The sequence below is a fragment of the Sandarakinorhabdus limnophila DSM 17366 genome (genome assembly GCF_945882885.1).
Classification (GTDB): Bacteria; Pseudomonadota; Alphaproteobacteria; order Sphingomonadales; family Sphingomonadaceae; genus Sandarakinorhabdus; species Sandarakinorhabdus limnophila_A.
The window spans coordinates 1-23,690 of sequence record NZ_CAMCWT010000005.1 but is presented as its reverse complement, the minus strand read 5'-3'; the positions used below and the strand labels follow the sequence as shown (position 1 = coordinate 23,690).

The window sequence follows — 23,690 nt, the reverse complement described above, 5'->3', positions numbered from 1 at the left end:
CCGGCTGCAGGTTGCAATCGCGTGGCATTGGCATGATAGTTATGCTGCAGCGCCTTTCGACATGGTGACTTGGCGGCGCAGCGCTGCTAATCATGGCGCATGGCTTCTCCCCGCGCTCTCGCCCTTCCGGCCCCCGAAACCTACGTTGCCGATACCGCCCGCGTGTTTTGCGACGGCGATGAGCGCGGCGGTGATGGCCACCCGCGGGTGTGGATCCAGATCGACAGCACCGGCTTTGCCGATTGCGGTTATTGTGATCGCCGCTTCATCCTGGCGGGCGGCCCGGCCGATAAGCGATGAAGGCGCTCGCGCCGCTGGCGTTCCTGCTGCTGGCGGCGCCCGTGCAGGCGGCGAGGGTCGCCACGCCGCCGGTGTTCACCCTGCGCACCAGTGACAACGGCAATCCCTATCTGCCGGTCGTGGTGAAGAATGCCACGCTCAACATCCGCATGGCGCTAAGCTTCGATCAGGGGTTGGTCCTCAACGAACCGGCGGCCGCGCGCGCCGGGTTGAAGCCGTTTCCCCTGATCGGCAAGGGCAGCTTCAGCAACGCGATGATCCCGGGCGGCAAGGCGACCTTCCGTTTCAACCTGCCCACGGTTACGCCGGCGGGCCTGCCGTCGAAAAAGGTGCCGGCGATCTGGGTGAGCATTCCGGTGGCGGCCGATGCGGATGGCATATTGACCATCGCAGCGTTGAAGGCGGATCGGGTGGACGTGATCCTGCGCGAAACGCCGGCCGGCAGCCGCGAGTATGTGATTGCCAAGAAAGGCAGCGGCGAAACCGGCATCAAGACCCGGATCGGTGCCGAAGCGGTCAATCTCAGCCTTGAACTCAACAGCCCGACCACCGTGATGAACGCCCGTGCTGGCGAGGCCTTGATGGCGGCTGGCCTGGCACGGCGAGCCAACAGCATTGGGTATTGGCGGCCGTTCCCGGGAGTGGCGCTGCCTATGCAGGGTTTGGCGCCCAAGGCCGGCTTGACCATCGCCGGCCTGCCGATGCGCCAGATGAGCGTGCGCGTCTCGGAAATCGATGCGCGCCGCATCGATGCCGCCGCCAAGGGCACATCCAGCGAAAGCGACGACGAGGACACCATCACCGTTTCGGCTGACCGCAAGAAAAAGCGCGGCCGCGATCCGTGGATCCTGATTGGCCGCGATGTGCTGGATGATTGCAGCCGCATCAGCTTTGATCGGGCGGGTGAACGCTGGCTGCTGACCTGCAAGTTCGGCTGATTGCGGCGGCTGCGGCGACTGACCTCTTTCCCTTTGGCCATGGCTGGCCCATATCTTGGCCATGACCACACCCGATGCCACCCAGCTGTTCTACACCGATACCGGGCTTGATCCCGATCGCACCGCCGCGCAGGTCGCTGACGCGCTGAACGGCTGCGACGATGGTGAGCTTTATCTGCAATATGGTGTGTCCGAAAGTTTCGCCTTCGATGATGGCCGGCTGAAATCCGCCAGCTTCGATACGGTGAAGGGCTTTGGCCTGCGCGGTGTGGCCGGCGAGATGACCGCCTTTGCCCACGCCAATGATCTGTCGCACGCCGCCATCGCGCGCGCTGCCGACACCATCAAGGTGGTGCGTGACGGTCACGGCGGCACCATGGCGATGCCGCCCACGCCCACCAACGCCCGACGCTATACCGATGCCAATCCGCTGGCTGGCGTGGATTTTTCCGCCAAGGTGGCGCTGATGCAGCAGATCGATGCCGCCGCCCGCGCGCGCGATCCGAGCGTTGTGCAGGTGTCCGCCAGCCTGCTCGGCAGCTGGAATGTTGTTGAAATCCTGCGCGGTGACGGCACCCGCGTGCGCGACGTGCGGCCGCTGGTGCGGCTGAATGTGCAGATCGTGGCGGAAAAGAACGGCCGCCGCGAAACAGGCTTCCACGGGCTGGGCGGGCGTTACCTTTATGATGCGCTGTTGAAGGATGCGGCCTGGGAAGGTGCGATCGATATTGCGCTTGCGCAGGCGCTGGTGAACCTTGATTCCGTCGATGCTCCGGCCGGCGAGATGACCGTGGTGCTTGGCCCCGGCTGGCCCGGCATTCTGCTGCACGAAGCCATTGGCCACGGCCTGGAAGGCGATTTCAACCGCAAGGGCACCAGCGCTTTTTCGGGCCGCATCGGTGAACGCGTGGCGGCACCGGGCGTGACGGTGGTGGACGATGGCAGCCTTGATCAGCGCCGCGGCAGCCTGACCGTGGACGACGAAGGCACGCCCACCGGCCGCACCACCCTGATCGAGGACGGCATCCTTAAGGGATACATGCAGGATCGGCTCAACGCCCGCCTGATGGGGGTCGCCCCGACCGGCAACGGCCGCCGCGAGAGCTATGCCCACGCCCCGATGCCGCGCATGACCAACACCTTCATGCTGGGCGGCAGCGAAGACCCGGGCAATATCCTGTCGAGCGTGAAGAAGGGCATTTTTGCCAAAAGCTTCGGCGGCGGCCAGGTCGACATCACCAGCGGCAAGTTCGTGTTTTCCTGCACCGAAGCCTATGAGATCGAAAATGGCCGGCTGGGCCGCCCGCTGAAGGGCGCCACGCTGATCGGCAATGGCCCCGATGTGCTCACCCGCGTGCGCGCTATCGGCAACGACATGGCACTGGATGAAGGCGTTGGCATCTGCGGCAAGGGCGGGCAGAGCGTGCCGGCCGGCGTTGGCCAGCCGACCCTGCTGGTCGATGGATTGACGGTGGGCGGCACCGCCGGCTGAGGGAGGGCTGCATGTCGGAGTTCTTTGATCATATTACCGCCGATCACGCCGCCTTCATCGCCCGCCAGCCGGTGTTTTTCGTCGCCACCGCCGCAGAAGGCGCTCGCATCAACCTTAGCCCCAAGGGCATGGACACGTTCCGCGTCCTCGATGGAGGGCGGCAATGCGCTTATCTCGATTTTGGCGGCAGCGGCAATGAAACCCACGCGCACCTCGCCGCCGATGGCCGCATCACCATCATGCTCTGCGCCTTCGACCAACCGGCGCTGATCTACCGCATCTATGGCCGCGGCCGGTCGGTGCTGCCGCAGGATGCGGAGTGGGCCGCGCTGGCCGCGCAATTCACCATCGAACGCGGTGTGCGGCAGATCTTCGTGATCGATGTGGACAGCACCCAGACCAGCTGCGGCTGGGCCGTGCCGAAGATGGCACTGGTGGAAGAACGCCAGACCCTGCGCAAATATTTCGTGCAAGATGATCCGGCCGCCCGCCTCACTAAATATCAGGAGCGTAACCGTTCCATCGACGGCCTACCGGTGACTCCGCCCGCCGTGCTGCCCTACTGCTGATGGGTCTTGCCTGCATCGATACGCTCTACTCGCCCGTGGAAGCCGAAATCATGCGGAGCCGGCTGGAATCCGCCGGTATCCCGGCCATATTGTTCGATGCCGGCATCGCCAGCCTGATCGGCCCCGGTGTTTCGGGCATCCGCCTGATGGTGGATGAAGACGATCTGGATCTCGCCCGAACCGAGTTGGCCCTTCCGTTCTAAGGCCGTTCCGGCCTGCCCATTCGTCGCAACCGGCAAACGCCTTATGTTGCTACCAAATCGCCTGCGGCAGGCTTTACGCCATGACGCTCGGGGACAGAAAAACAGCATGAAGCTCATCACGGCCATCATCAAGCCGTTCCGGCTGGAGGACGTGCGCGAGGCCCTGATGCAGGCCGGCGTGCAGGGCATGACCGTGACCGAAGTGCGCGGTTTCGGCCGTCAGCAAGGCCAGGCCGAAGCATATCGCGGTGCCGAACATAATCTCAACCTGGTACCCAAGCTGCAGATCGAAGTGGTGGTGGACGATGACGACATGGCGCGCGTGACCGATGCCATCGCCCATGCCGCCCACACCGGCACCGTGGGGGATGGCAAGATCTTCGTTTCCGCCATTGCCAATGCCGTGCGCATCCGCACCGGCGAAATCGATCAGCTGGCGCTCTGATCGACCGCAGGCGCGGTGAATTGAGGGGCTGGCAACGCTGCCCGCGCCTGCTAAACCGCGCCCATGCCAACACTCGTCCTTCTCCGCCACGGCCAGAGCCAGTGGAACCTTGAAAACCGTTTCACTGGCTGGTGGGACGTGGGCCTCACCGATCAGGGTGTCGCCGAAGCCAGCGACGCTGGCCAGCGCATGGCGGCCGCCGGCCTCGATTTCGATGTCGCCTTCACCAGCGTGCAGAGCCGGGCGATCAAGACACTCAATCTCGCGCTGGAATCCATGGGCCGTCTGTGGCTGCCCGTCACCAAGAACTGGCAGCTGAACGAACGCAACTACGGCGGCCTTACCGGCCTCAACAAGGCCGACACCGCCGCCAAATATGGCGAGGACCAGGTAAAGATCTGGCGCCGCAGCTTCGACGTCCCGCCGCCGCCGCTGGAGCCGGGCGGTGAATTCGATCTCGCTGCCGATCGCCGCTATGCCGGCATCGCTATCCCGACCGCGGAAAGCCTGAAGGACACGATTGCCCGCGTGCTGCCCTATTGGGAACAGGCCATCGTGCCCGAACTCAAGGCCGGCAAGTGCGTCATCATCGCCGCCCACGGCAATTCGTTGCGCGCCCTCGTCAAGCACCTCTCCGGCCTGTCAGACGACGAGATCGTTCACGAGGAAATCCCCACCGGCCAGCCGATGGTCTATGATCTGGCCGACGATCTGACAGCGATTTCGCGGCGCTATATCTGAGGCGCACGCTAAAAGCTTGACGCCCGTCCAGACTTCGCCAGACTATCCGCTTCAACCGGGCAGGGGGCGAACGATGATCAGGCACTTGATGGCAGCAACGGCGCTGCTGGCAACATCCGCACTGGCGGCACCCGCCGATACCGTCCTCCTCCACGGCCGCATCATTACTGCCGATGCGAAGGACAGCGTGGTCCAGGCGCTGGCCATCAGCGGCGGCAAGATCGCCGCGGTGGGCAGCGATGCCAGCATCAGCGCCTTGATCGGCCCGAAAACCAAGGTGATCGATCTGAAAGGCCGCGCCGCCACGCCCGGCCTGATCGATACCCACGCCCATATCCTCTCCACTGGTCTCGGCGAACTTAACCAGATCGCGCTGGGCGGCGCGCGTTCGGTGGAAGACATGGTCGCCGCCGTGAAAGCCCGCGTCGCCACCACCCCCAAGGGCCAATGGGTGCTGGGCGTCGGCTGGGACGAAGGCAAGTTCGCCGATGGCCGCTACCCCACTGCTGCCGAGCTTGACGCCGTCAGCCCCGACAATCCGGTCTGGCTGGAAAACACCACCGGGCATTATGGTGTCGCCAACGGCCTCGCGCTCAAAATGGCCGGCGTCACCGCCACCACCGCCACACCCACCGCCGGCACCATCGAGAAACTGCCCGACGGCCGCCCCGCCGGCGTGATGAAGGAAACCGCACAGGAACCCATCACCCGCCTCATCCCCGAACCCACGGTGGCCCAACGCCAGGCCGCGCTCTCCCACATGATCCGCCGCCTACATGAAGAAGGCATGACCGGCTTCAAAGACCCCAGCATCGGCCGCGCGGATTGGCAGGCCTATCTCGGCCTCGCCAAGGCCGGCAACTTCCCGATCAACGCCTGCGTCCTCTTCTCCGGCGGCCGGTCCATGGCCACTGCCACCAAGGCGCTGGCCGAAATCCGTCAGGCCAAGACCGAAATCGCCCCCGTCGCCAACAGTTCCCTCTCCGTCTGCGGCGTCAAACTCTTCATGGATGGCAGTGGCGCCGCGCCCACGGCCTGGATGTATGAAGACTGGAACCACCACCGCACCGAAATCGCCAAGGGCAACAGCGGCTATCCCCAGATCGATCCAGCAGAATATCACCAGATGATCACCATGTTCATCAACGCCGATATCGGCATCGGCACCCACGCCATTGGGGACAAGGCGATCGACTGGGTGGTGGATGGCTATGCCGCCGCGCTGAAAGCGCGACCCGTGAAGGACCTGCGCCTCTCCATCATCCACACCAACACGCCCACCGATCACGCTATCGCCACTATGGCCGCGCTGCAACGCGACTATGGCTCCGGCTATCCCGAAACCCAGGCCACCTTCACCTGGTGGATCGGCGACATCTACGCCGCCAACCTCGGCCCCGCACGCTCCCAGCGCCTTAACCCCTATGCCACCTATCTGAAAAACGGCATCCTGTGGGGCGGTGGCTCCGATACCGGCGTCACCCCATTCCCCGCCCGCCTCGGCCTGTGGGCCTCCACCGCCCGCGAAACCAGCGGCAAGGTGTGGGGAGACGCCCCCTTTGGCACCGCCGAAAGCGTGGACATCCACACCGCCCTGAAAAGCTATACCAGCTGGGCCGCCCCCCTGATCCGCGCCGACGGCTCCGGCACGCTGGCCGTGGGCAAAGCCGCCGACATCGCCGTCTGGGACCGCGACCCCTATTCGGTGCCTACCGCCGCCATCAAGGACATGAAAGCGGATATAACGCTGTTTCGGGGGCAGGTGGTGTTCGAGCGCAAGCCCTGACGGGGAAGGGCAGGGGGCTTTAGATGCAAGGACTTATGCCTGGACTGGGCTGAGCTGCGACAGTAATGGTTTTTCACAAACAGCCTCGGGCGCGACCTGGGCTGCATTTGCCATCGGCGCGTAGCGGACTTTCGGTGCCAGCCTGATTGCCGGTTTTTGCCGGAACTCTCGTGCCCGCCGAACGTTAGCCCGTTTCCACTGCCAGGCAGCCCTGAAATGTATCTGACAACAATGTTGCACGATCTCAACCGGCTGCCGCACTTGCATTTTGTGCTGGCTCGTGGCGAGTGTGACCCGCCGGCCGAGAAATTCGGGTGCCGGGCGCGAACCGCTGACTGATCGGGAGGGCCCCGCCGCATGGCCACCAACACAAGCACCACAATATCTGATCCGGCGTCGCTGCTGCCCGCCTTGCAGCGCACGCGCAGCCTGACCGTGGCGTTGGCGGCGCCGTTGTCGGATGCCGATGCCAGTGTGCAATCGATGCCCGATGCCTCGCCGGCAAAATGGCATATGGCGCACACCACCTGGTTCTTCGAAACGTTCGTGCTGGCCAATGTGCCGGGCTATCGCATTTTTGATGAACGCTACGCCTTTCTGTTCAACAGCTATTATGAAGCGGTTGGCCCGCGCCATGCACGCGATCAGCGCGGCATGCTCACGCGGCCGATGTTGGCCGATGTGCTGGCGTGGCGCGGCCATGTTGATGATGCGCTGACGGCCGCACTGCCAACGCTGGACCCGGCGGCGCTCGCGCTGGTGGAACTGGGCATCAATCACGAACAACAGCATCAGGAATTGCTGCTGACCGATATCCTCGATCTGTTTGCAACCAATCCGCTGGAACCGGCCTATGTGGCGGCAGCGCCCATCAGCCCGCAGGCGCGCGCCCGCAATTGGGAGAACCATGCTGGCGGCATCGTGCGGATCGGCCATGCGGGCAGCGATTTTGCCTTTGATTGCGAGGGGCCGGCCCACGACGTGCTGCTGCGCCCGTTCCAATTGGCCAGCACGTTGGTCACCAACGCCGAATGGCAGGCCTTCATCGATGATGGCGGCTTTGCCGATCCGCGGTTGTGGCTGTCGGATGGCTGGGCGTGGGTGCAGCGTAATGGGATCACGGCGCCGCTGCGCTGGCAGGCGGGCGCCGATGGCTGGACCAGCATGACACTGGCCGGGCGGCAGCCGCTGGCACCGCACGCGCCGGTCACGCACATCAGCCATTATGAAGCCGACGCCTTTGCCGCCTGGGCCGAGGCACGCCTCCCCACCGAAGCCGAATGGGAGGTGGCAGCCCAAAATCATGACGCGGCAGCCGGCAACCAACTGGACAGCGCGGCCGCCGTGCAGCCGACGGGCGCCAGCGCCGGGCTGTTCGGCGATTGCTGGCAATGGACGGCCTCGGCCTTTCTGCCCCACCCCGGCTTCCGCCCGGCGCCAGGCGCGGTGGGCGAATATAATGGCAAGTTCATGAGCGGGCAGATGGTGCTGAAAGGCGCCAGCTGCGCCACGCCGCGCGGCAGTTCGCGGGCCAGCGTGCGCAATTTCTTCGCAGCCCATCAACGCTGGCAGTTCACCGGCCTGCGCCTCGCAAGGGATGCCTGACATGTACGAAGCTGCAGGACCGGGCGCTGTCCCAGATGTTGCTGATGCCTTCGAACGGGCCGTGCTGACCGGGCTGGCCCAGCCGCAAAAGGTCATTCCGGCCCGGTTTTTCTATGATGAAGCCGGATCGGCGCTGTTTGAAGCGATCACGCAGCTGCCCGAATATTATCCCACCCGCACCGAAGCCGCGATCCTGGCCGAACAGGCAGCGGCCATTGCGGCGGCGGTGGGGCCAGGGCAGGCGGTGGTGGAATTTGGATCGGGTTCATCGGCAAAAACTCCGCTGCTGCTGCGGCCGCTGCATGCGGCGGCCTATGTGCCGGTGGACATTTCGGGCGAATTTCTGAACCAATCGACCGCCGCGCTGGCCTTGCAGTTTCCCGAATTGCCCATCCTGCCGGTGGTCGCCGATTTCACCCGCAGCTTTGCGCTGCCGGCGCTTGTGGCCGCGCTGCCGAAGCTGGGGTTCTTCCCCGGCTCCACTATCGGCAATCTTGCACCCGGCGCGGCCATCGATCTGCTGCGCGGCTTTGCCGGCCTGCTGGGGCCGGAAAGCTGGCTGGTGATCGGCTTCGATCTGGCACCGGGCGCCGGCAAATCCGTGGCCACGCTGGAAGCGGCCTATGATGATGCCGCCGGCGTCACCGCCGCCTTCAACTGCAACCTGCTCCACCGCATCAACCGCGAACTGGGCGGCACGGTGCGCGTGGACGATTTCGCCCACCGCGCCGTCTGGAACGCCGATCTTGGCCGCATCGAAATGCACCTGGTCGCCCAACGTGAAACGACGTTCACCGCCGCCGGGCAGACCTTCCGCCTAGCCGCCGGTGAGACCATCCACACCGAAAACAGCCACAAATGGACGCCGGCCGAAATCCGGCTGATTGCCCATGCCAGCGGCTGGACGCCGGTGCACGCCTGGACCGACAGCGCCGGTCGCTTCGCCGTGCGGCTTTGGCGGCATCACGATGGCGCCCTGCAGCCCTGAACTGCACGCCCCTGCCGCCGCTGTAGATTGCAAAGGTTACAGATTCTTCCACATGCGCACGCGCGTCTGGGCAAGATCAATCGTGGAAAGAACATCCGGGTGGGCCGGACGCCGATTATAGCGCCGCCAGCGCCCTGTGGGACAGCGTCGCGATTTGCGCTTGACCTGCTGCCCGCCGGAGGTCCCCTCTTACTCCAACCTCAATTATCATCCCCCATCCGCAAGGCCGCGATGAACGCCTCCTGCGGGATGTCCACATTGCCGTACTGCCGCATCCGCTTTTTGCCTTCCTTCTGCTTGTCCAGCAGTTTGCGTTTGCGGGAGGCGTCGCCGCCGTAGCATTTGGCGGTGACGTCTTTGCGCAGGGCGGCGATGGTTTCGCGGGCGATGACTTTGCCGCCGATGGCGGCCTGGATCGGGATTTTGAACAGGTGGCGGGGGATGAGGTCTTTCATCCGTTCGCACATGTGGCGGCCGCGGGCTTCGGCGGCGCTGCGGTGGACGATCATGGAGAGGGCGTCCACGGGCTCCATGTTGACCATGATCGACATTTTCACCAGGTCGCCTTCGCGGTGGCCGACCTGGTGGTAATCGAAGCTGGCATAGCCGCGGGAGATGGATTTCAGGCGATCGTAGAAATCGAACACGACTTCGTTGAGTGGCAGTTCATAGACGACCTGGGCGCGGCCGCCCACGTACGTCAGGTTTTTCTGGATGCCGCGGCGATCCTGGCAGAGTTTCAGGATACTGCCTAAGTATTCATCCGGCACGTAAATGGTGGCTTCGATCCACGGTTCGTCGATCTGCAGGATGGACGACGGATCGGGCATGTCGGCAGGGTTGTGCAGCTCCAACGTGGAGCCATCGCGCATCATGATGTGATAGACGACCGACGGCGCCGTGGTGATCAGATCGAGGTCGTACTCGCGGCTCAGGCGTTCCTGGATGATTTCGAGGTGCAGCAGGCCGAGGAAGCCGCAGCGGAAGCCAAAGCCCAATGCGGCGCTGGTTTCCATTTCGAAGCTGAAGCTGGCGTCGTTCAGGCGCAGGCGCGAGATGGATTCGCGCAGTTTTTCGAAATCGGCCGCATCGGTGGGGAACAGGCCGCAGAACACGACCGGCTGCACTTCCTTGAAGCCGGGAAGGGCTTCGTTGGCCGGGCGTTTCGCATCTGTGATCGTGTCACCCACGCGGGCCTGGGCCACTTCTTTGATCTGGGCCGTGATAAATCCGATTTCGCCGGGGCCGAGTTCGGTGAACTGTTCGATCTTGGGGCGGAAGGCGCCGACACGGTCCACCAGGTGGATGCTGTCTGCCGCCATGAACTTGATCTGCTGGCCCTTCTTGATGACGCCATCGATGATGCGCACCAGCACGACGACGCCGAGATAGGGATCGTACCAGCTATCGACTAGCATCGCCTTCAGCGGCTTGGTGGGATCGCCCTTGGGCGGTGGGATGCGTTTGACGATGGCTTCAAGGACTTCGACAATGCCAATGCCGGATTTTGCGCTGGCCAGCACGGCGCCCGATGCGTCGAGGCCGATGATGTCCTCGATCTCTTTCTTCACCTTTTCCGGATCGGCAGACGGCAGATCGATCTTGTTGATCACCGGCACGATTTCATGGTCGTGCTCGATGCTTTGATAGACGTTGGCCAGCGTTTGCGCTTCGACGCCCTGGGCTGCGTCCACCACCAGCAGCGCGCCTTCGCAGGCGGCGAGGGAGCGCGACACTTCATAGGCGAAATCGACGTGGCCGGGCGTGTCCATCAGGTTGAGGATATAATCCTTCCCGTCGGACGCGCGGTAATCCAGGCGCACGGTTTGCGCCTTGATGGTGATACCGCGTTCCTTCTCGATATCCATGTTGTCGAGCACCTGCTCCGACATCTCGCGCAACTGGAGGCCGCCGGTTGTCTGGATCAGGCGATCTGCCAGCGTGGATTTCCCATGATCGATATGGGCGATGATCGAGAAATTGCGGATACGGCTCTGGTCGACAGTCATGCCAGCGGCTTTAGCAGGCGTGGCGGTGCATGCAACGCGACAGTTGGCCTTGGGGGTGGGCTAGCCCAAGCTGCTTGACCCACGATGCTGCCAGCCATAGCGGAACCGCACAGATTCGGGAGTCGAGACTTGACGCTTTCCATCGCCATCGTGGGTGCCGGCCCGGCCGGATATTACACCGCCGAAGCCGCCCAGAAGCAGTGGGGCGATGATGTGCGCATCGACATCATCGATCGCCTGCCCACGCCCTATGGCCTGATCCGCGCCGGCGTGGCGCCGGATCACCAGTCGATCAAGGCGGTCACCAAGCGATACGAAGGGACCAACCTGGCACCGGGCACGCGGCTGGTGGGCAATGTGATGCTGGGCCGTGACGTTTCGGTGGAGGAACTTCTCGGGCTGTATGATGCCGTCGTGCTGTCGGTGGGTGCGCCGCACGACAAGCCGATCGGTATTCCGGGCGATGATCTTCCGGGCGTGATCGGATCGGCAGCGTTTGTGGGCTGGTACAATGGCCATCCCGATCATGCGGGCCTGAATGTCGATCTGTCCCACCACGGCGCAGCCATCATCGGCAACGGCAATGTCGCCATCGATTGCGCCCGCGTGCTGGCCAAGACGGTGGATGAACTTTCCACCACCGATATCGCTGATCACGCGCTGAAGACGCTGGCGGAAAGCAGCGTGCGTGATGTGCACATCATTGGCCGGCGCGGGCCCCACCAGGCCAGCTTCACCACCAAGGAAGCCGGCGAGTTGGGTCACCTTGTCCGTGCGCATCCTGTCGTGCGGCCGGGCGATTTTCCGCCGGAAGCCGAAGATGCCGCATTGGATCCTGGCCAGCGCAAGATGGTCACCCACCTGCGTGGTTTTGCCGGCCTGCCGAGGGGCGACAAGCCGGTGACGATCAATTTCGAATTTTTCCGCCGCCCGGTCGCAGTGGAAGGCCATGGCAAGGCCGAACGGCTGATTGTGGAGACGACGCGGCTGGAGAATGGCCAGGCCGTGGGCACGGGCGAGCTGCACGCGATTCCGTGCGGGCTGGTGATTGCCTGCATCGGCTATCGCACGGCGGAGATTCCCGGCGTTAACTGGTCCGACAAGCTCGGCCGTTTTCCCACAGATGACGCTGGCCGGATCGCGCCGGCGCTTTATGCCAGCGGCTGGGCGCGGCGTGGGCCTTCGGGCACCATCGGCACCAACCGGCCCGATGGGTTTTCCGTGGTGGCGGCCATGGTGGAGGACGGCATCGCCGCTTCGAGCAAGGCGGGCCCGGCCGGGCTGGATGCGCTGCTGGCCGGCCGCGGCGGCAAGCCAACGGATTTTGGCGCCTGGCAGAAGATCGAAGCCGCTGAAGTCGCCGCTGCACGGCAAGGCGCCCCGCGCGAAAAACTGGTGGACGTGACGAAAATGCTGCAAATCGCGCTTTGAGCGGTTGCACGGGCGCGAGGCGGCGGCTATATCGCCGCTTCCGCAAGGATCGGGGCGTAGCTCAGCCTGGTAGAGCGCTGTCTTCGGGAGGCAGAGGCCGGAGGTTCGAATCCTCTCGCCCCGACCATTTGGTGTTGAGGTTCGGTCCCGGCGAACCTTCGTCCTCTGAATTGCAGGGGAATGGGAATGAAGGTTTCAATCCTTTGTTCCGACGAACGGATCAACAAGGGCTGGTAGCAACGCCGACCCTTTTTCCTTTCAGGCGAGGCGAAAGCGACCGGCGGGCAGGCCCCTGAATGGCCCTTCATACACCAGCACATCACCGGCATGCGGTTCGGCTGAACGGTCCAGCCCTTCGCTGGCGCTGGTGACGAACAGCAGATCTAGCGCCGGCCCGCCGAACGCCACGCAGGTGACCTGGCTGACCGGCAGTGAAAGCCGGCCGGCGACCGTGCCATCGGGGTTGTACGCCGTTACGCGGCTGCCGCCCCATTCGGCATTCCACAGCCGGCCTGCCGCATCCACGTCCGATCCATCGGGCGCGCTGCCCGGTTCGGTGCGGGCGAACAGTTCGCCATCGCCCGGCGGGCCATTGGCGGGGTAACGCAGGATGCGGCCTTTGGTTGAGTCGGCGAAATAGGCGTGGGCGCTGTCGGGCGAGAAGCAGATCGAATTGCTGATCGAGATACCGCCGCGCAGTGCCTCCGGCGGCGCAGTTCCCGGCGGATCAAACCGGTAGAGCGAGCCACGTTCGGCCGGCGCGCGGGCATCGTCCTCCACCATTGCGCCGGTCCAGAATCGCCCCTGTCGGTCCACACGGCCATCATTCAGGCGCATGCCCTGAGCTTCAAGATCCAGCCGGTGCAGCCATTCGATGCGCCCGCTGGCCGGCGTAAACAGCGCGAAGCCGTTGGCCATCGCCAGCAGCAGGCGTTGTGGGTCGTCGGTCAGCGCCAGCGATCCCAGGCGTTCGGGCAAGGCAATGCGTTCGAGCCGGCTTGTCGCATGATGCCAGCACAGCAACTGCGATTGCTGGATATCGGTGAACCACAGGCAACCGGCCCGATCATCCCACACCGGCCCTTCGGCCAGCACACATTGCGACGGGATGATGAAGGCGGGTTGGGTGGGCAGGGCGAGCATGGCGGGCAGGATTGCACCGGCGCTGTTGCCGGCGCAAGAACGGCGAATGAGCCGAGATTTTCTTGATGGGCACCGTCCCCTGATCGCCATCCTGCGCGGGCTGGAACCGGAGCGTGCCGCCGCCGTGGCCCACGCGCTGGTCGACGCCGGCATCAGCCTGATCGAAGTGCCGCTGAACTCGCCCGATCCGCTCAGCAGCATCGAAGCCATCATCGCGGCGGTTGGTGATGCTGCGCTGGTTGGTGCTGGCACCGTGCTTGATACCGGCGCTGTGCGCAGCCTGGCGGGCATCGGCGCCCGGTTGGTGGTGGCGCCCAACTGCAACGCGGCAGTGATCGAAGCGGCGGTGGCCAGCGGCATGATCGCGCTGCCCGGTGTGCTGACCCCAACCGAAATGTTCGCCGCCGTAGCGGCTGGTGCCAACGGCCTGAAGCTGTTCCCGGCCGAACTGGTGCCGCCTGCGGCCGTGAAGGCGGTGCGCGCTGTGCTGCCGCCGGGCCTGCCGTTGTTCATGGTTGGGGGGATCAGTGCGGCCAATATGGCGGTTTACCGCGCGGCCGGGGCAACCGGGTTCGGGCTGGGCGGCAGCCTGTTCACGCCGGGCAAGCCGTTGGCCGATATTGCCGCCGATGCGCAGGGCATCGTGGCGGCCTGGGACGCGTTGACCTAAACCCGGCCGCCGTCGATCACTAGTGCCTGCCCAGTGATCATCCGGCTGTCGTCGGCGGCGAGGAACAGCGCCAGATTGGCGACATCCTCCGGCAGGATGCGTTGCTTCAGCGCCACTTGGCTCATCCATTCGGCCTCGGCCTCAGGCGTCAGCCACAGATCGAGCTGGCGCTGGGTCACCACCCAGCCGGGCAGGATGGCGTTCACCCGGATCGCGTCGGGCCCATATTGCCGGGCCAGCGCCTTGGTCAGCCCCACGGTGGCCGATTTCGCCGCGACATAGGCGGGCATCCCGGCCGGGCCGAGCAGCGCGTTGATCGACGAGAAATTGATGATGCTGCCGCCCGCCGGCATAAGGCGGATCGCGGCCTGCGTGGCAAAGAAACCGCAATCGAGATTGACCGCCATCAGGCCGCGCCAGCGCGCCTCATCCACGGCGAGCGGATCGTGGCGGCTGTCGTTGGCGACATTGTTGATCAGCACGTCCAGCCCGCCAGTGGCTGCGGCAAAATCGGCGATGGCCGCCTGCAGCGCTGGCGTGTCGGTCACGTCCAGCGCCCGGAACCACGGCGCTGCGGCCAGTCCCTCTGCCAGGGCTGCTGCCGCGTCGGCCGCCAGATCGACATGGCCCACAACGGCCCCTTGCGCCGCAAACGCCGTCACCAGCGCCGCACCGATGCCCGTCGCTCCGCCGGTGATGAACACGCGGCGGCCGGCAAGGCTGGGGTAGGTGGCAAGATCGCTGCTCATGCGGCCAGCATAACGCCGCGACACGCCAAGTCACGCCCGCTCCGCTAACAGGGCATTCCCGATTGAGCTGACGCCCATGCCGGGCTAGGCGAAAGAAATGAGCCCCTTGCTGCCGCTGATCCCCGAATCCGAACTGCCGCCGGTGCTGGTCACCGGCGGGGCGGGCTATATCGGCAGCAATGCCGCCTTGGCCTTGCTCGATCGCGGCGTGAAGGTGGTGGTGCTGGACGATCTGTCCACCGGCAATCGCGGTTTGGTGCCCGAAGGCGCAATCTTTGTGCAGGGCCGCGCCGGAGACACGGCGCTGGTGGAACGCGTGATCCGTGAACATGGCATTGGCGCCGTGCTGCATTTCGCCGCCCGCATCTCGGTGGCGGAATCGGTCGAACAGCCGGCGCTCTATTATCGCGAGAATTTCGGCGAGACGCTGGCGCTGGCAGAAACCGCGCTGGCCTGCGGGATTGGCGCGTTCGTGCTTTCCTCCACCGCCGCCGTGTACGGGAACGGTGACGGCCAGCCGCTGGAAGTGACCGCGCCCATCGCGCCGATCAATCCCTATGGCTGGTCCAAGGCCTTTGCCGAACGCGCGCTGGCCGACATGGTGGCCGCCAACCGCAGCTTCTCGGTTGCTTGCCCGCGCTATTTCAACGTGTGCGGCGCCGATCCGCAGATGCGTTCGGGCCAGGCCAGCCAGCACCCGCATCACCTAATCGAGCTCGCCTGCCACGTGCTCACCGGCCAGCGCGAGCGTTTCACCATCTTCGGCCGCGATTATCCCACGCCCGATGGCACTGGCGTGCGCGATTATGTGCATGTCACCGATCTGGCCGAAGCCCATATCCTGCTGTTGCGGGCCTGCCTTGCCGATCCCGGGCAGTATCACGCGGTGAACCTTGGTTACGGCCAGGGCGCATCCGTGATCGAAGTGCTCGATGCGCTCGAAGCCGTTTCCGGCACCGCCATCCCGCGCCACGACGGCCCGCGCCGCGCCGGCGATCCAGCGGTTCTGGTGGCGAAAAGTCAGGCGCGCGAGCTGCTGGGCTGGCAGCCGCGTTTCGCCGATCTGGAAACCATGGTGGGCCATGCGCTGGCCTGGGAACAGCACCGGCTCGGCAATCGCTGACATATCACTGCAACGATAACGCCACATCTTTGCAACGCCATCGCCACACCCCTGTCACTGCCTGTCGCTAATGCGTGCTGGCAAGGATAGACCGACAGGGGATACTGATGTCGTCTTTGCCGCTGGCTTTTGCTGATCATTTGCTCTGGCGTGAGCCGGCTCCATCGTCATCCCCACCCTTCAATCTGCCATTGTCTTGCCCGGCCTTTTTGTCTGAAGATGATGAGCACACCACCAGTGGCAAGCTCAAGCTGCGCACCGTGTGGATTTCCGATGTCCACCTCGGCACGCCGGGTTGTAACGCCGATCTGTTGCTGGATTTCCTGAAGTCGATTCAGCCGGAAACCCTCTATCTGGTGGGGGACATCATCGACGGCTGGAAGCTGAAGCGTGGCTGGTTCTGGCCGCCGCGCCACAACGACGTGGTGCGGCGCGTGCTGAAGATGGCGGCCAAGGGCACAAGGGTGATCTTCATCCCCGGCAATCACGATGAGTTCCTGCGCCCCTATGCCGGCCTTGGCTTTGGCGGGGTGGAGATCGCGCTGGAAGCCATTCACACCACCGCCGATGGCCGCCGACTGCTGGTCTGCCACGGCGATGAGTTCGATGGCGTCGTGCTCTATCACCGCTGGCTCGCCTGGGCGGGGGACATTGGCTACGAACTGCTGCTTAAACTCAATCGCCACTATAACCGCGCCCGGCAAAAGCTGGGCCTGCCCTATTGGTCGATCTCCGCCCACATCAAGAAGAAGGTAAAGAACGCCGTCGCCTTCATCGGCAAGTTCGAGGAAGCCGTGGCCGAAGCCGCCCGCCTGCGCGGTCTTGATGGCGTGGTATGCGGCCACATTCATTCCGCCGAAATCCGCGAATTCGGCGGCATTACCTACATGAACGATGGCGACTGGGTCGAAAGCTGCACGGCGCTGGCCGAGCACGCCGATGGTCGCATCGAGATCATCGATTGGGCCGAACACACACGCCAGGCCGCAGACCAGCGCGCCATGCCGGCCCTGATGGCAGCCTGAAGGAACAGTCATGCTCAAGCTCACGCTCGTCACCGATGCCTGGGAACCCCAGGTCAATGGCGTTGTCCGCACACTGTCCACCACGATCCGCCTGCTCGCCGAACGCGGTGTGCGGGTGCAGGTGATCTCGCCGGATCAGTTCTGGTCAGTGCCGATGCCGAGCTATCCCGAAATCCGGCTGGCGATGACCACGCAGCGCCGCATCGGCAAGCAGATCCGCGCCTTTGCCCCCGATGCGCTGCACATTGCCACCGAAGGCCCGCTGGGCTGGCACGCCCGCGGCTGGGCACTGAACCAGGGCATGGCCTTCACCACCAGTTTCCACACCCGCTTCCCCGATTATGTGTCGGCGCGCATTGGCATCAACCCCGAACGCGTGTGGCGTGTGCTGCGCCGCTTCCACGGCGCGGCCAGTGCGGTGATGGTCGCCACCCCGCGCCTGGCCGATGAACTGGCCAGCCACGGTATCACCCAGACGCGGCTCTGGTCGCGTGGCGCCGATGTAGATCAGTTCCGCCCTGATGCGCCGCCGCACCCGGTCTATGCCGGCCTCACGCGGCCGGTGGCGCTGCATGTTGGCCGGGTGGCGGTGGAAAAGAACATCGAGGCGTTCCTGGCCGCGCCCTGGACTGGCGACAAATTGGTGGTGGGCGATGGCCCGGCACTGGATGCCCTGCAGCGCAAATATCCGAGCGCGCATTTCCTTGGCGCCCTGCACGGCCCCGCGCTGGCGTCCGCTTATTCGGGGGCCGATGTGCTGGCCTTCCCCAGCCGCACCGACACGTTCGGGCTGGTGATGATCGAGGCGCTGGCCAGCGGCACGCCCGTCGCCGGCTATTCGGTGCCCGGGCCGCTGGATGTGGTGGGGCAGGGCGGCTTCGGCCCGGATGGCCGTTCGCCGGGGCGGATTGGCGCTGTGGCACATGAACTGGGCGACGCCATGCGCGCTGCGCTGGCCGCCCGCCGCGCCGATTGTGTGGCATACTCCCGCCGCTATGCCTGGGATGGCTGTGTCGATCAATTCCTGGCGGCACTGTTCACCGGCGATGGCCAGCCGGTGCCTTGGCTGCCGGCACCCGGTCTGCAAATGGTCGCCTGATCAGCTTGCCGTCCTTCCCGGCTGCCCCTATCGAAAGGGCAGACAGGGGGGATTTTCGATGAAGCGCATTGCCTTGGCCGTTGTGGCCTTGATGTCATCGGTGTCGGCCAGCGCCGAAACCGTGGTGATCACCGCCGGCCGAATGCTGGACGTGGCCAGCGGCACCATGATCGAAAGGCCCATAATCGTCGTTGAGGATGGCCGCATCACCAAGGTCGGCCGGCAGGGCGAACTGGCGGTGACCGATGGCAAGCGCATCGATCTGGGCACGCTGACTATCTTGCCCGGCCTGATCGACATGCACGTGCACCTGACCAGCGATCCCACGCTGTCGGGCATGCAGGCGCTCAGCTATCCGTCCTCGTTCTGGACGGTGCTGGGTGCCGCCATGGCAAAGCGCACCATTGATGCCGGCTTCACCACCGTTCGCAATGTCGGCGCCAGCGATTATGCCGATCTCGCCCTAAAGATGGCGATCGAGCGCGGCGCAATCCCCGGCCCGCGCATCGTGCCGGCCACCTATGCAATTGGCGCGACCGGCGGGCATTGTGACAGCAACGAATTGCCGGCCAGTTATGTCTTTGATCGCCCCGGCATCGCCGATGGCCCCGATGGCGTGCGCCAGAAGGTGCGCGAACTGCACCGGCGCGGTGCTGAAGTTATCAAATATTGCGCGACCGGCGGCGTGTTCTCCATTGGCACCAGCGTTGGAGCCCAGCAATACACCCAGGCCGAAATGAACGCGTTGGTGGATGAGGCGCACATGCTGGGCCTGAAGGTGGCTGCCCATGCTCATGGCACTAACGGCATCAAGGCCGCGATCCGCGCCGGCGTGGACACGGTGGAGCATGTCAGCTTTGCCGATGCCGAGGCGTTCGAGCTGGCCAAGAAGGCTGGCACCTGGTTTTCCATGGATATCTACAACGATGATTATATCCTTACAGAAGGCGCGAAGAACGGCGTGCCGGAATCCAGTCTGGCCAAGGAACGCGAGGTCGGCCTGCGCCAGCGCCAGACCTTTCAGGCAGCGTGGAAGGCCGGCGTGAAGATGGCGTTCGGCAGCGATGCCGGCGTCTATCCGCATGGCGACAATGCCCGCCAGTTCGCCAAGATGGTGGAATGGGGGATGACGCCGATCGACGCCATCCGCGCCGCCACTGTGAAAGCCGCCGAGGCGCTGGGCCGCGAGGCAGACGTGGGCCAGATCGCCCCCGGCCGCTATGCCGACATCATCGCCGTGGCCGGCGATCCCACCCGCGACGTCGCGCTGCTGCGTTATGTGAAGATGGTGTTGAAGGGCGGCGTGATCGCGAAAGACGCCCGCTGATGCCGCGCTGGTTCACCGCGCTGTTCTGGAGCAGCATTGCCATCGCCGCCGTGGTGGTGGGGCTTTCGACGTGGGACGCGTTCAGCGCGAGTCCGCCTGATGCCGATCCGGTGCGGCCGCGGCAGGTGAATATCGAGCGCGACAAGTGGGGCGTGCCGCACATCCACGGCAAGACCGATGCCGATGTTGCCTATGGCATCGCGCTGGCCCACGCCGAAGATGATTTCCGCAACCTCGAAGAAGTGCTCGCCGCCGTGCGCGGCCGCGCCGGGGCGATATTGGGCGAAGACGGCGCCGGCATCGATTTTGCCAGCCACGCGGTCGATGCGCGTGGCGTGGCGGATCGGGGCTACATGAGCCTGTCTCCGGCAACGCGCGCGCTGGTTGAAGCCTATGCGCAGGGGCTCAATGATTATGCCCGCAGCCACACCCAAGAGCAGCGTCTACAGGGCCTGTTCCCGGTGACGGGGCGCGATATCGTTGCCGGCTTCGTGCTGCGTTCGCCGTTCTTTTTTGGCATGGGGCGCGTGCTGGAACCGCTGGTTAAAGGCGAACTGCCGCCACGCGATTCCGGCCCGATTGATGAACGTGGCAGCAATGCTTTTGCGGTAACGGCGGCGCGGTCAGGCGACGCCACTACCCGCCTGATCATCAATAGCCATCAGCCGTGGGCAGGTGGCGTGACCTGGTGGGAACTGGTGGTGCACTCGGATGAAGGCTGGGATTTCGCCGGCGCCAATTTCCCCGGCGCGCCGTTCCCGCTGCTGGGTCACAACCGGAACCTGGGCTGGGCCAACACGGTCAACCGGCCTGATCTGATCGATGTTTACAAGCTGGTGCTGAATGACGACGGCACCCAGTATCGCTTCGACGGCAAATGGCTTCCGCTGGAGTCGAAACGCGTCTGGCTGCGGGTGAAGTTCGGCCCGCTGGTGCTGCCGGTGCCGCGCACCGTCTATCGCAGCCGGCACGGCATGGTGATCCTGAACGACAAAGGCGCGTTTGCCATCCGCCATGCCGGCATTGGTGAAGTAGCCCAGGTCGAACAGTATTACCGGCTGAATAAGGCGCAGAATTTCGCCGAATGGCAGGCGGTGATGGCGACGCAGGCCGTGCCGGCGACCAACTTTGTCTATGCCGATCGTGAGGGGCACATCGGCATGTTCTACAATGCCAAATTCCCCAATCGCCGCCCCGGCTTCGACTGGAAGGGCGTGTTGCCTGGCGACACCTCGGCCGCGTTGTGGACGGGTTACAGGCCGTGGGTTGCCAATCCGATGGTGGTCGATCCCACATCAGGCTGGGTTGCCAACGCCAACAATATCCCGTGGGTGAGCACGGCGCCGGAGGATAATCTGAAGGCCAATGATTTCGCGCCCGAACTGGGCATCGAAACCTACACTACCAACCGCATGCACCGTTATGCCGAGCTGTTTGCCGGCGTGAATGGCCCGATCAGCCGCGAAGCGCTGCTGCGCATCAAGTTCGACAAGGCCTACAGCCGCTCCTCGCCCGCCGGGAAATGGATGCTGGCGGTGCTGGCGCTGGACACCAAGGGCAAGCCCGATCTGGCCGAGGCGCAGACGCTGCTCAGGCGCTGGGACTGGACGGCTAACGGCATCGGCCCCTCCGACAGCCTGGCGGTGGCGGTGATGGCCAGCGTTGGCCGCCAGGTTTATCGCGGCGATCCGCTGCCGCCGGCCGAACCCAAGCTGCGCGAAGTGGTAGACGCGCTGAAGGCGACATTCGGCCGGCTCGATGTGCCGCTGGGCGATTATCAGCGACTGCGCCATGGCCCGAAGGACCTGCCGGTTTTCGGCGGTCCCGATACGTTGCGCGCCATCTATGCTCATCAGGGCGGGGATGGCCGCCGCGTGGCGGACAATGGCGATGGCTTCATCATGTTGGTGGAATGGCCGAAGAAAGGCGCCGTAAAATCGCGCTCTATCCATCAATATGGCGCTGCCACCATCCGCCGCTCCTCGCCGCACTATGCCGATCAGTCGCCGCTGTTCGTGCGAGAGGAATGGAAGGACGTGGCGTTCTGATGCGCGCGCTTGCACAGCGCCGCGCGTCTGTTATCCATCGCACATGAGCAGCCGTATCGCCCAGCGCCTTGCCGAACGTTACGAGCATCTAACGGTATCGGAGCGGATGATCGCCGGCTGGCTGGCCGACAATCTGGATCAACTGCCGTTCGAAACCGCGGCCTCCATCGGCAACCGTGTCGGTGTCTCGGCGATGACCGTGGCGCGACTGGTGAAGAGCCTGGGCTATGACAATCTCGCTGCGCTGAAGGATGATCTGCGCGACGATGCCCGCGATGCGCCCTGGCTGCTCACCCGCCCGGCGCCGAGTGCCGATGCGCGGTTGAAGGCGGAAACCGCTGCGATTGCCGGCGTCTACCGGCTGGCCGAAACCCCGGAATGGGCCACTGTGGTGGCGCTGCTTGCGGCGGCCCCGCGCGTGCATGTAGCCGGTTTCCAGACGGAGGCCGGGCTTGCCGCTGGCTTTGCGCGTCACCTATCCTATGTCCGCCCGCAGGTGCAGGGGCTCGACATGGCGGCCGGCATCATGGACGTGCTTGTTGACGCCGGTCCGCAGGATGTGTTCGTGGCCATCGATGTGCGCCGCTATTCCCGCCAGTTCCGCCTGCTGGTCGAACGGGTCGCCGCCAGTGGCCGACCGCTGGTGGTGATCACCGATCCTTATTGCCCGTGGGCGCGGGATCTGACGCCGCACATCCTCACCGCCGAAGTGGCGCTGGGGCATTTCTGGGACATGAACTCGGCGCTGGCCTCGCTCCTGAACCTGCTGGTCGATGGCGTGGTGCAGAAAATTGGGCCAACCCAGGTGCACGAGCGTCTCGCCGTACTGGCTGAGCATTATGCCGATTTCATCGGCTTTCAGGGCCGGGTCAAATCGGCCAGTCCGCCGGCGGATCGCAGCTAGCCTCCAGGCGCTGGCCGTCGGGCAAGGTGATGGCCAGCGATCGGGCATGCAGCCGCATCGGGCCCACTCCACCTCCATAAACCGGATCACCCGCAATCGGGCAGCCGATGCGCGCGGCGTGCACTCTGATCTGGTGGGTGCGGCCAGTTTCGGGGCGGAATTCCACCAGCCGAGTGGCGGCATCCAGCACCCGCCAGTGCGTGCGCGCCGGTTTCCCATCGCGGCGTACCACCATCCGCCAGCCGGTTTCTGCGGTTGAAACTTTTTTCAGGGGTGCATCCACCAACCCTTCGGCCGTGGCGGGCAAGGACAACAAGATAGCCCAATAGACTTTCTCGGCCTTGCGCTCCTCAAACGCCGCGCTCAGCCATTTCACGCCGCGCCGTGTGCGGGCGACGGCCAGGCAGCCCGACGTGTCCCGGTCCAGCCGGTGTGCCGCCACCGGCACAAAGCCGCCATTGGCCAAGGCCGGCAGATGATCTTCGAGGCTGTCCGGCGTTTTCGGCCCCGGGTGCACAGCCAGGCCCGCCGGCTTGTCGATGATCACGACATCTCGGCTGTAAAACAGGATGGGGAAGGGGAAGTCGTTCAAATAAAGATCATTTCCAGACGCGTTTAAGTGCAGTTCAAGCTGTGCCGTTTCCAGTGCAGCGCCCCGAACCTTCTGCGGCGCCGAGAAGCGGGAGTAAACCCAAGAAGGCAATGATCAACACGAACATCAGCGCGCTGACCGCCCGCAACGCACAGCGCAGTGTCAATAACATGGTTCGCCTTGCGATGTAGCGCCTGTCTACAGGCCAGTGCACCAACGGCGCAAAATACGCCGCCGCCGGCCTTGCCATCAGCCAGAAGATGATCGTTGATCTCCGCGAATTTGCCGTGGTCACCCTAACCGCCGCGCCGACCGGCCTGAAGATTGTTGCCCGGTTTAATCGGGAGGCAACCCTTAGAGCGTTTTCCACCTGAACTGGCTCGTTGGGGATTCCCTTTTCGACGGCGTTTTGGTTCAGACTTCCTGCTGGTGGCAGGAGGCCGGCATGGATGGCACGAACGCTCTCACAGGATCTTCGGGACCGAGTTGTCGGTGCGATTGAC

The 23,690-nt window shown here is 64.6% G+C and carries 22 protein-coding genes and 1 tRNA gene; 19 read left to right on the top strand and 4 right to left on the bottom strand.

Annotated elements, in window-relative coordinates; all coding sequences use genetic code 11:
• Positions 1-99: 99 nt before the first annotated feature.
• The 10 genes from Q7O19_RS01865 to egtD all read left to right on the top strand — a co-directional run bounded on the left by Q7O19_RS01865 (position 100) and on the right by egtD (position 9,067).
• Positions 100-300, top strand: coding sequence for a zinc-finger domain-containing protein (locus Q7O19_RS01865; RefSeq protein WP_022679668.1), 201 nt, complete (start codon positions 100-102; stop codon positions 298-300).
• On the top strand, positions 297-1,238 hold the full coding sequence (locus tag Q7O19_RS01860) for a hypothetical protein (RefSeq protein ID WP_303808313.1): 942 nt from the start codon (positions 297-299) through the stop codon (positions 1,236-1,238). The genes Q7O19_RS01865 and Q7O19_RS01860 overlap by 4 nt, the downstream gene beginning before the upstream one ends.
• A 61-nt stretch (positions 1,239-1,299) precedes the next feature.
• Positions 1,300-2,730: a metalloprotease TldD gene (tldD, locus tag Q7O19_RS01855; protein WP_303808312.1), complete on the top strand. Its 1,431-nt coding sequence runs from the start codon at positions 1,300-1,302 to the stop codon at positions 2,728-2,730.
• An 11-nt stretch (positions 2,731-2,741) separates the two neighbouring features.
• Positions 2,742-3,299 carry a pyridoxamine 5'-phosphate oxidase family protein gene (locus tag Q7O19_RS01850; protein ID WP_303782135.1) on the top strand — a complete coding sequence of 186 codons (558 nt, stop codon included), beginning with the start codon at positions 2,742-2,744 and terminating at the stop codon, positions 3,297-3,299.
• Entirely contained in the window at positions 3,299-3,502 is a 204-nt protein-coding gene (locus Q7O19_RS01845) for a DUF2007 domain-containing protein (RefSeq protein WP_303808311.1), read from the top strand. The genes Q7O19_RS01850 and Q7O19_RS01845 overlap by 1 nt, the downstream gene beginning before the upstream one ends.
• 106 nt (positions 3,503-3,608) lie before the next feature.
• Positions 3,609-3,947 carry a P-II family nitrogen regulator gene (locus Q7O19_RS01840; RefSeq protein ID WP_303808310.1) on the top strand — a complete coding sequence of 113 codons (339 nt, stop codon included), beginning with the start codon at positions 3,609-3,611 and terminating at the stop codon, positions 3,945-3,947.
• A 63-nt stretch (positions 3,948-4,010) separates the two neighbouring features.
• On the top strand, positions 4,011-4,688 hold the full coding sequence (gene gpmA, locus Q7O19_RS01835) for a 2,3-diphosphoglycerate-dependent phosphoglycerate mutase (protein ID WP_303808309.1): 678 nt from the start codon (positions 4,011-4,013) through the stop codon (positions 4,686-4,688).
• A gap of 73 nt (positions 4,689-4,761) precedes the next feature.
• A complete protein-coding gene (locus tag Q7O19_RS01830; RefSeq protein ID WP_303808308.1) occupies positions 4,762-6,474 on the top strand; it encodes an amidohydrolase in 1,713 nt (570 codons plus the stop codon).
• 357 nt (positions 6,475-6,831) lie between these two features.
• The gene (egtB, locus tag Q7O19_RS01825) at positions 6,832-8,079 is read left to right on the top strand and encodes an ergothioneine biosynthesis protein EgtB (RefSeq protein WP_303808307.1); all 1,248 of its coding nucleotides are present in this window, start codon (positions 6,832-6,834) and stop codon (positions 8,077-8,079) included.
• 1 nt (position 8,080) lies between these two features.
• Positions 8,081-9,067 (top strand): L-histidine N(alpha)-methyltransferase, encoded by a 987-nt coding sequence (egtD, locus tag Q7O19_RS01820; protein WP_303808306.1) that lies wholly within the window; start codon positions 8,081-8,083, stop codon positions 9,065-9,067.
• 200 nt (positions 9,068-9,267) lie between these two features.
• Here the strand turns inward: egtD and lepA are convergent, their stop codons facing one another.
• Positions 9,268-11,076: a translation elongation factor 4 gene (gene lepA / locus Q7O19_RS01815; RefSeq protein WP_303808305.1), complete on the bottom strand. Its 1,809-nt coding sequence runs from the start codon at positions 11,074-11,076 to the stop codon at positions 9,268-9,270.
• Between the two features lie 129 nt (positions 11,077-11,205).
• On the opposite strand from lepA, the gene Q7O19_RS01810 reads away from it, so the two are divergent.
• Both Q7O19_RS01810 and Q7O19_RS01805 read left to right on the top strand, forming a co-directional pair.
• Positions 11,206-12,507, top strand: a complete 1,302-nt coding sequence (locus Q7O19_RS01810; protein WP_303808304.1) for an FAD-dependent oxidoreductase — start codon at positions 11,206-11,208, stop codon at positions 12,505-12,507.
• Positions 12,508-12,557: 50 nt separating this feature from the next.
• Positions 12,558-12,634, top strand: a tRNA-Pro gene (locus Q7O19_RS01805).
• 131 nt (positions 12,635-12,765) lie between these two features.
• On the opposite strand, the gene Q7O19_RS01800 is transcribed toward Q7O19_RS01805, so the two are convergent.
• A complete protein-coding gene (locus Q7O19_RS01800; protein WP_303808303.1) occupies positions 12,766-13,650 on the bottom strand; it encodes an SMP-30/gluconolactonase/LRE family protein in 885 nt (294 codons plus the stop codon).
• Positions 13,651-13,696: 46 nt separating this feature from the next.
• Between Q7O19_RS01800 and Q7O19_RS01795 the strand changes: the two genes are divergently transcribed.
• Entirely contained in the window at positions 13,697-14,320 is a 624-nt protein-coding gene (locus tag Q7O19_RS01795; protein WP_303808302.1) for a 2-dehydro-3-deoxy-6-phosphogalactonate aldolase, read from the top strand.
• Here Q7O19_RS01795 and Q7O19_RS01790 read toward each other — a convergent pair.
• A complete protein-coding gene (locus Q7O19_RS01790; protein WP_303808301.1) occupies positions 14,317-15,069 on the bottom strand; it encodes an SDR family NAD(P)-dependent oxidoreductase in 753 nt (250 codons plus the stop codon). The two genes, Q7O19_RS01795 and Q7O19_RS01790, sit on opposite strands and share 4 nt — an antisense overlap.
• Positions 15,070-15,166: 97 nt before the next feature.
• On the opposite strand from Q7O19_RS01790, the gene galE reads away from it, so the two are divergent.
• The 6 genes from galE (at position 15,167) to Q7O19_RS01760 (ending at position 22,595) form a co-directional block, all read left to right on the top strand.
• Positions 15,167-16,192, top strand: coding sequence for a UDP-glucose 4-epimerase GalE (gene galE / locus Q7O19_RS01785; protein ID WP_303808300.1), 1,026 nt, complete (start codon positions 15,167-15,169; stop codon positions 16,190-16,192).
• 107 nt (positions 16,193-16,299) lie between these two features.
• On the top strand, positions 16,300-17,217 hold the full coding sequence (locus Q7O19_RS01780; RefSeq protein WP_303808299.1) for a UDP-2,3-diacylglucosamine diphosphatase: 918 nt from the start codon (positions 16,300-16,302) through the stop codon (positions 17,215-17,217).
• A gap of 10 nt (positions 17,218-17,227) precedes the next feature.
• Positions 17,228-18,316: a glycosyltransferase family 1 protein gene (locus Q7O19_RS01775; protein ID WP_303808298.1), complete on the top strand. Its 1,089-nt coding sequence runs from the start codon at positions 17,228-17,230 to the stop codon at positions 18,314-18,316.
• Positions 18,317-18,374: 58 nt separating this feature from the next.
• A complete protein-coding gene (locus tag Q7O19_RS01770; protein ID WP_303808297.1) occupies positions 18,375-19,643 on the top strand; it encodes an amidohydrolase family protein in 1,269 nt (422 codons plus the stop codon).
• Complete coding sequence (locus tag Q7O19_RS01765) at positions 19,643-21,691, top strand: acylase (protein WP_303808295.1); 2,049 nt, start codon at positions 19,643-19,645, stop codon at positions 21,689-21,691. Before Q7O19_RS01770 ends, Q7O19_RS01765 begins: the two co-directional genes overlap by 1 nt.
• Before the next feature lie 43 nt (positions 21,692-21,734).
• Positions 21,735-22,595, top strand: a complete 861-nt coding sequence (locus Q7O19_RS01760) for a MurR/RpiR family transcriptional regulator (protein WP_303808293.1) — start codon at positions 21,735-21,737, stop codon at positions 22,593-22,595.
• Here the strand turns inward: Q7O19_RS01760 and Q7O19_RS01755 are convergent.
• Positions 22,561-23,187 (bottom strand): RluA family pseudouridine synthase, encoded by a 627-nt coding sequence (locus Q7O19_RS01755; protein WP_303808292.1) that lies wholly within the window; start codon positions 23,185-23,187, stop codon positions 22,561-22,563. The genes Q7O19_RS01760 and Q7O19_RS01755 overlap by 35 nt on opposite strands.
• Between the last annotated feature and the right edge of the window lie 503 nt (positions 23,188-23,690).

Coding starts and splice junctions, on each gene's coding strand:
- Q7O19_RS01850 (WP_303782135.1), top strand. CDS start 2,742: ATGTCGGAGTTCTTTGATCATATTACCGCCGATCACGCCGCCTTCATC.
- Q7O19_RS01830 (WP_303808308.1), top strand. CDS start 4,762: ATGATCAGGCACTTGATGGCAGCAACGGCGCTGCTGGCAACATCCGCA.
- egtB (WP_303808307.1), top strand. CDS start 6,832: ATGGCCACCAACACAAGCACCACAATATCTGATCCGGCGTCGCTGCTG.
- Q7O19_RS01840 (WP_303808310.1), top strand. CDS start 3,609: ATGAAGCTCATCACGGCCATCATCAAGCCGTTCCGGCTGGAGGACGTG.
- Q7O19_RS01860 (WP_303808313.1), top strand. CDS start 297: ATGAAGGCGCTCGCGCCGCTGGCGTTCCTGCTGCTGGCGGCGCCCGTG.
- Q7O19_RS01760 (WP_303808293.1), top strand. CDS start 21,735: ATGAGCAGCCGTATCGCCCAGCGCCTTGCCGAACGTTACGAGCATCTA.
- Q7O19_RS01790 (WP_303808301.1), bottom strand. CDS start 15,069: ATGAGCAGCGATCTTGCCACCTACCCCAGCCTTGCCGGCCGCCGCGTG.
- gpmA (WP_303808309.1), top strand. CDS start 4,011: ATGCCAACACTCGTCCTTCTCCGCCACGGCCAGAGCCAGTGGAACCTT.
- tldD (WP_303808312.1), top strand. CDS start 1,300: ATGACCACACCCGATGCCACCCAGCTGTTCTACACCGATACCGGGCTT.
- lepA (WP_303808305.1), bottom strand. CDS start 11,076: ATGACTGTCGACCAGAGCCGTATCCGCAATTTCTCGATCATCGCCCAT.
- Q7O19_RS01780 (WP_303808299.1), top strand. CDS start 16,300: ATGTCGTCTTTGCCGCTGGCTTTTGCTGATCATTTGCTCTGGCGTGAG.
- galE (WP_303808300.1), top strand. CDS start 15,167: ATGAGCCCCTTGCTGCCGCTGATCCCCGAATCCGAACTGCCGCCGGTG.
- Q7O19_RS01865 (WP_022679668.1), top strand. CDS start 100: ATGGCTTCTCCCCGCGCTCTCGCCCTTCCGGCCCCCGAAACCTACGTT.
- Q7O19_RS01775 (WP_303808298.1), top strand. CDS start 17,228: ATGCTCAAGCTCACGCTCGTCACCGATGCCTGGGAACCCCAGGTCAAT.
- Q7O19_RS01800 (WP_303808303.1), bottom strand. CDS start 13,650: ATGCTCGCCCTGCCCACCCAACCCGCCTTCATCATCCCGTCGCAATGT.
- Q7O19_RS01795 (WP_303808302.1), top strand. CDS start 13,697: ATGAGCCGAGATTTTCTTGATGGGCACCGTCCCCTGATCGCCATCCTG.
- Q7O19_RS01765 (WP_303808295.1), top strand. CDS start 19,643: ATGCCGCGCTGGTTCACCGCGCTGTTCTGGAGCAGCATTGCCATCGCC.
- Q7O19_RS01845 (WP_303808311.1), top strand. CDS start 3,299: ATGGGTCTTGCCTGCATCGATACGCTCTACTCGCCCGTGGAAGCCGAA.
- egtD (WP_303808306.1), top strand. CDS start 8,081: ATGTACGAAGCTGCAGGACCGGGCGCTGTCCCAGATGTTGCTGATGCC.
- Q7O19_RS01770 (WP_303808297.1), top strand. CDS start 18,375: ATGAAGCGCATTGCCTTGGCCGTTGTGGCCTTGATGTCATCGGTGTCG.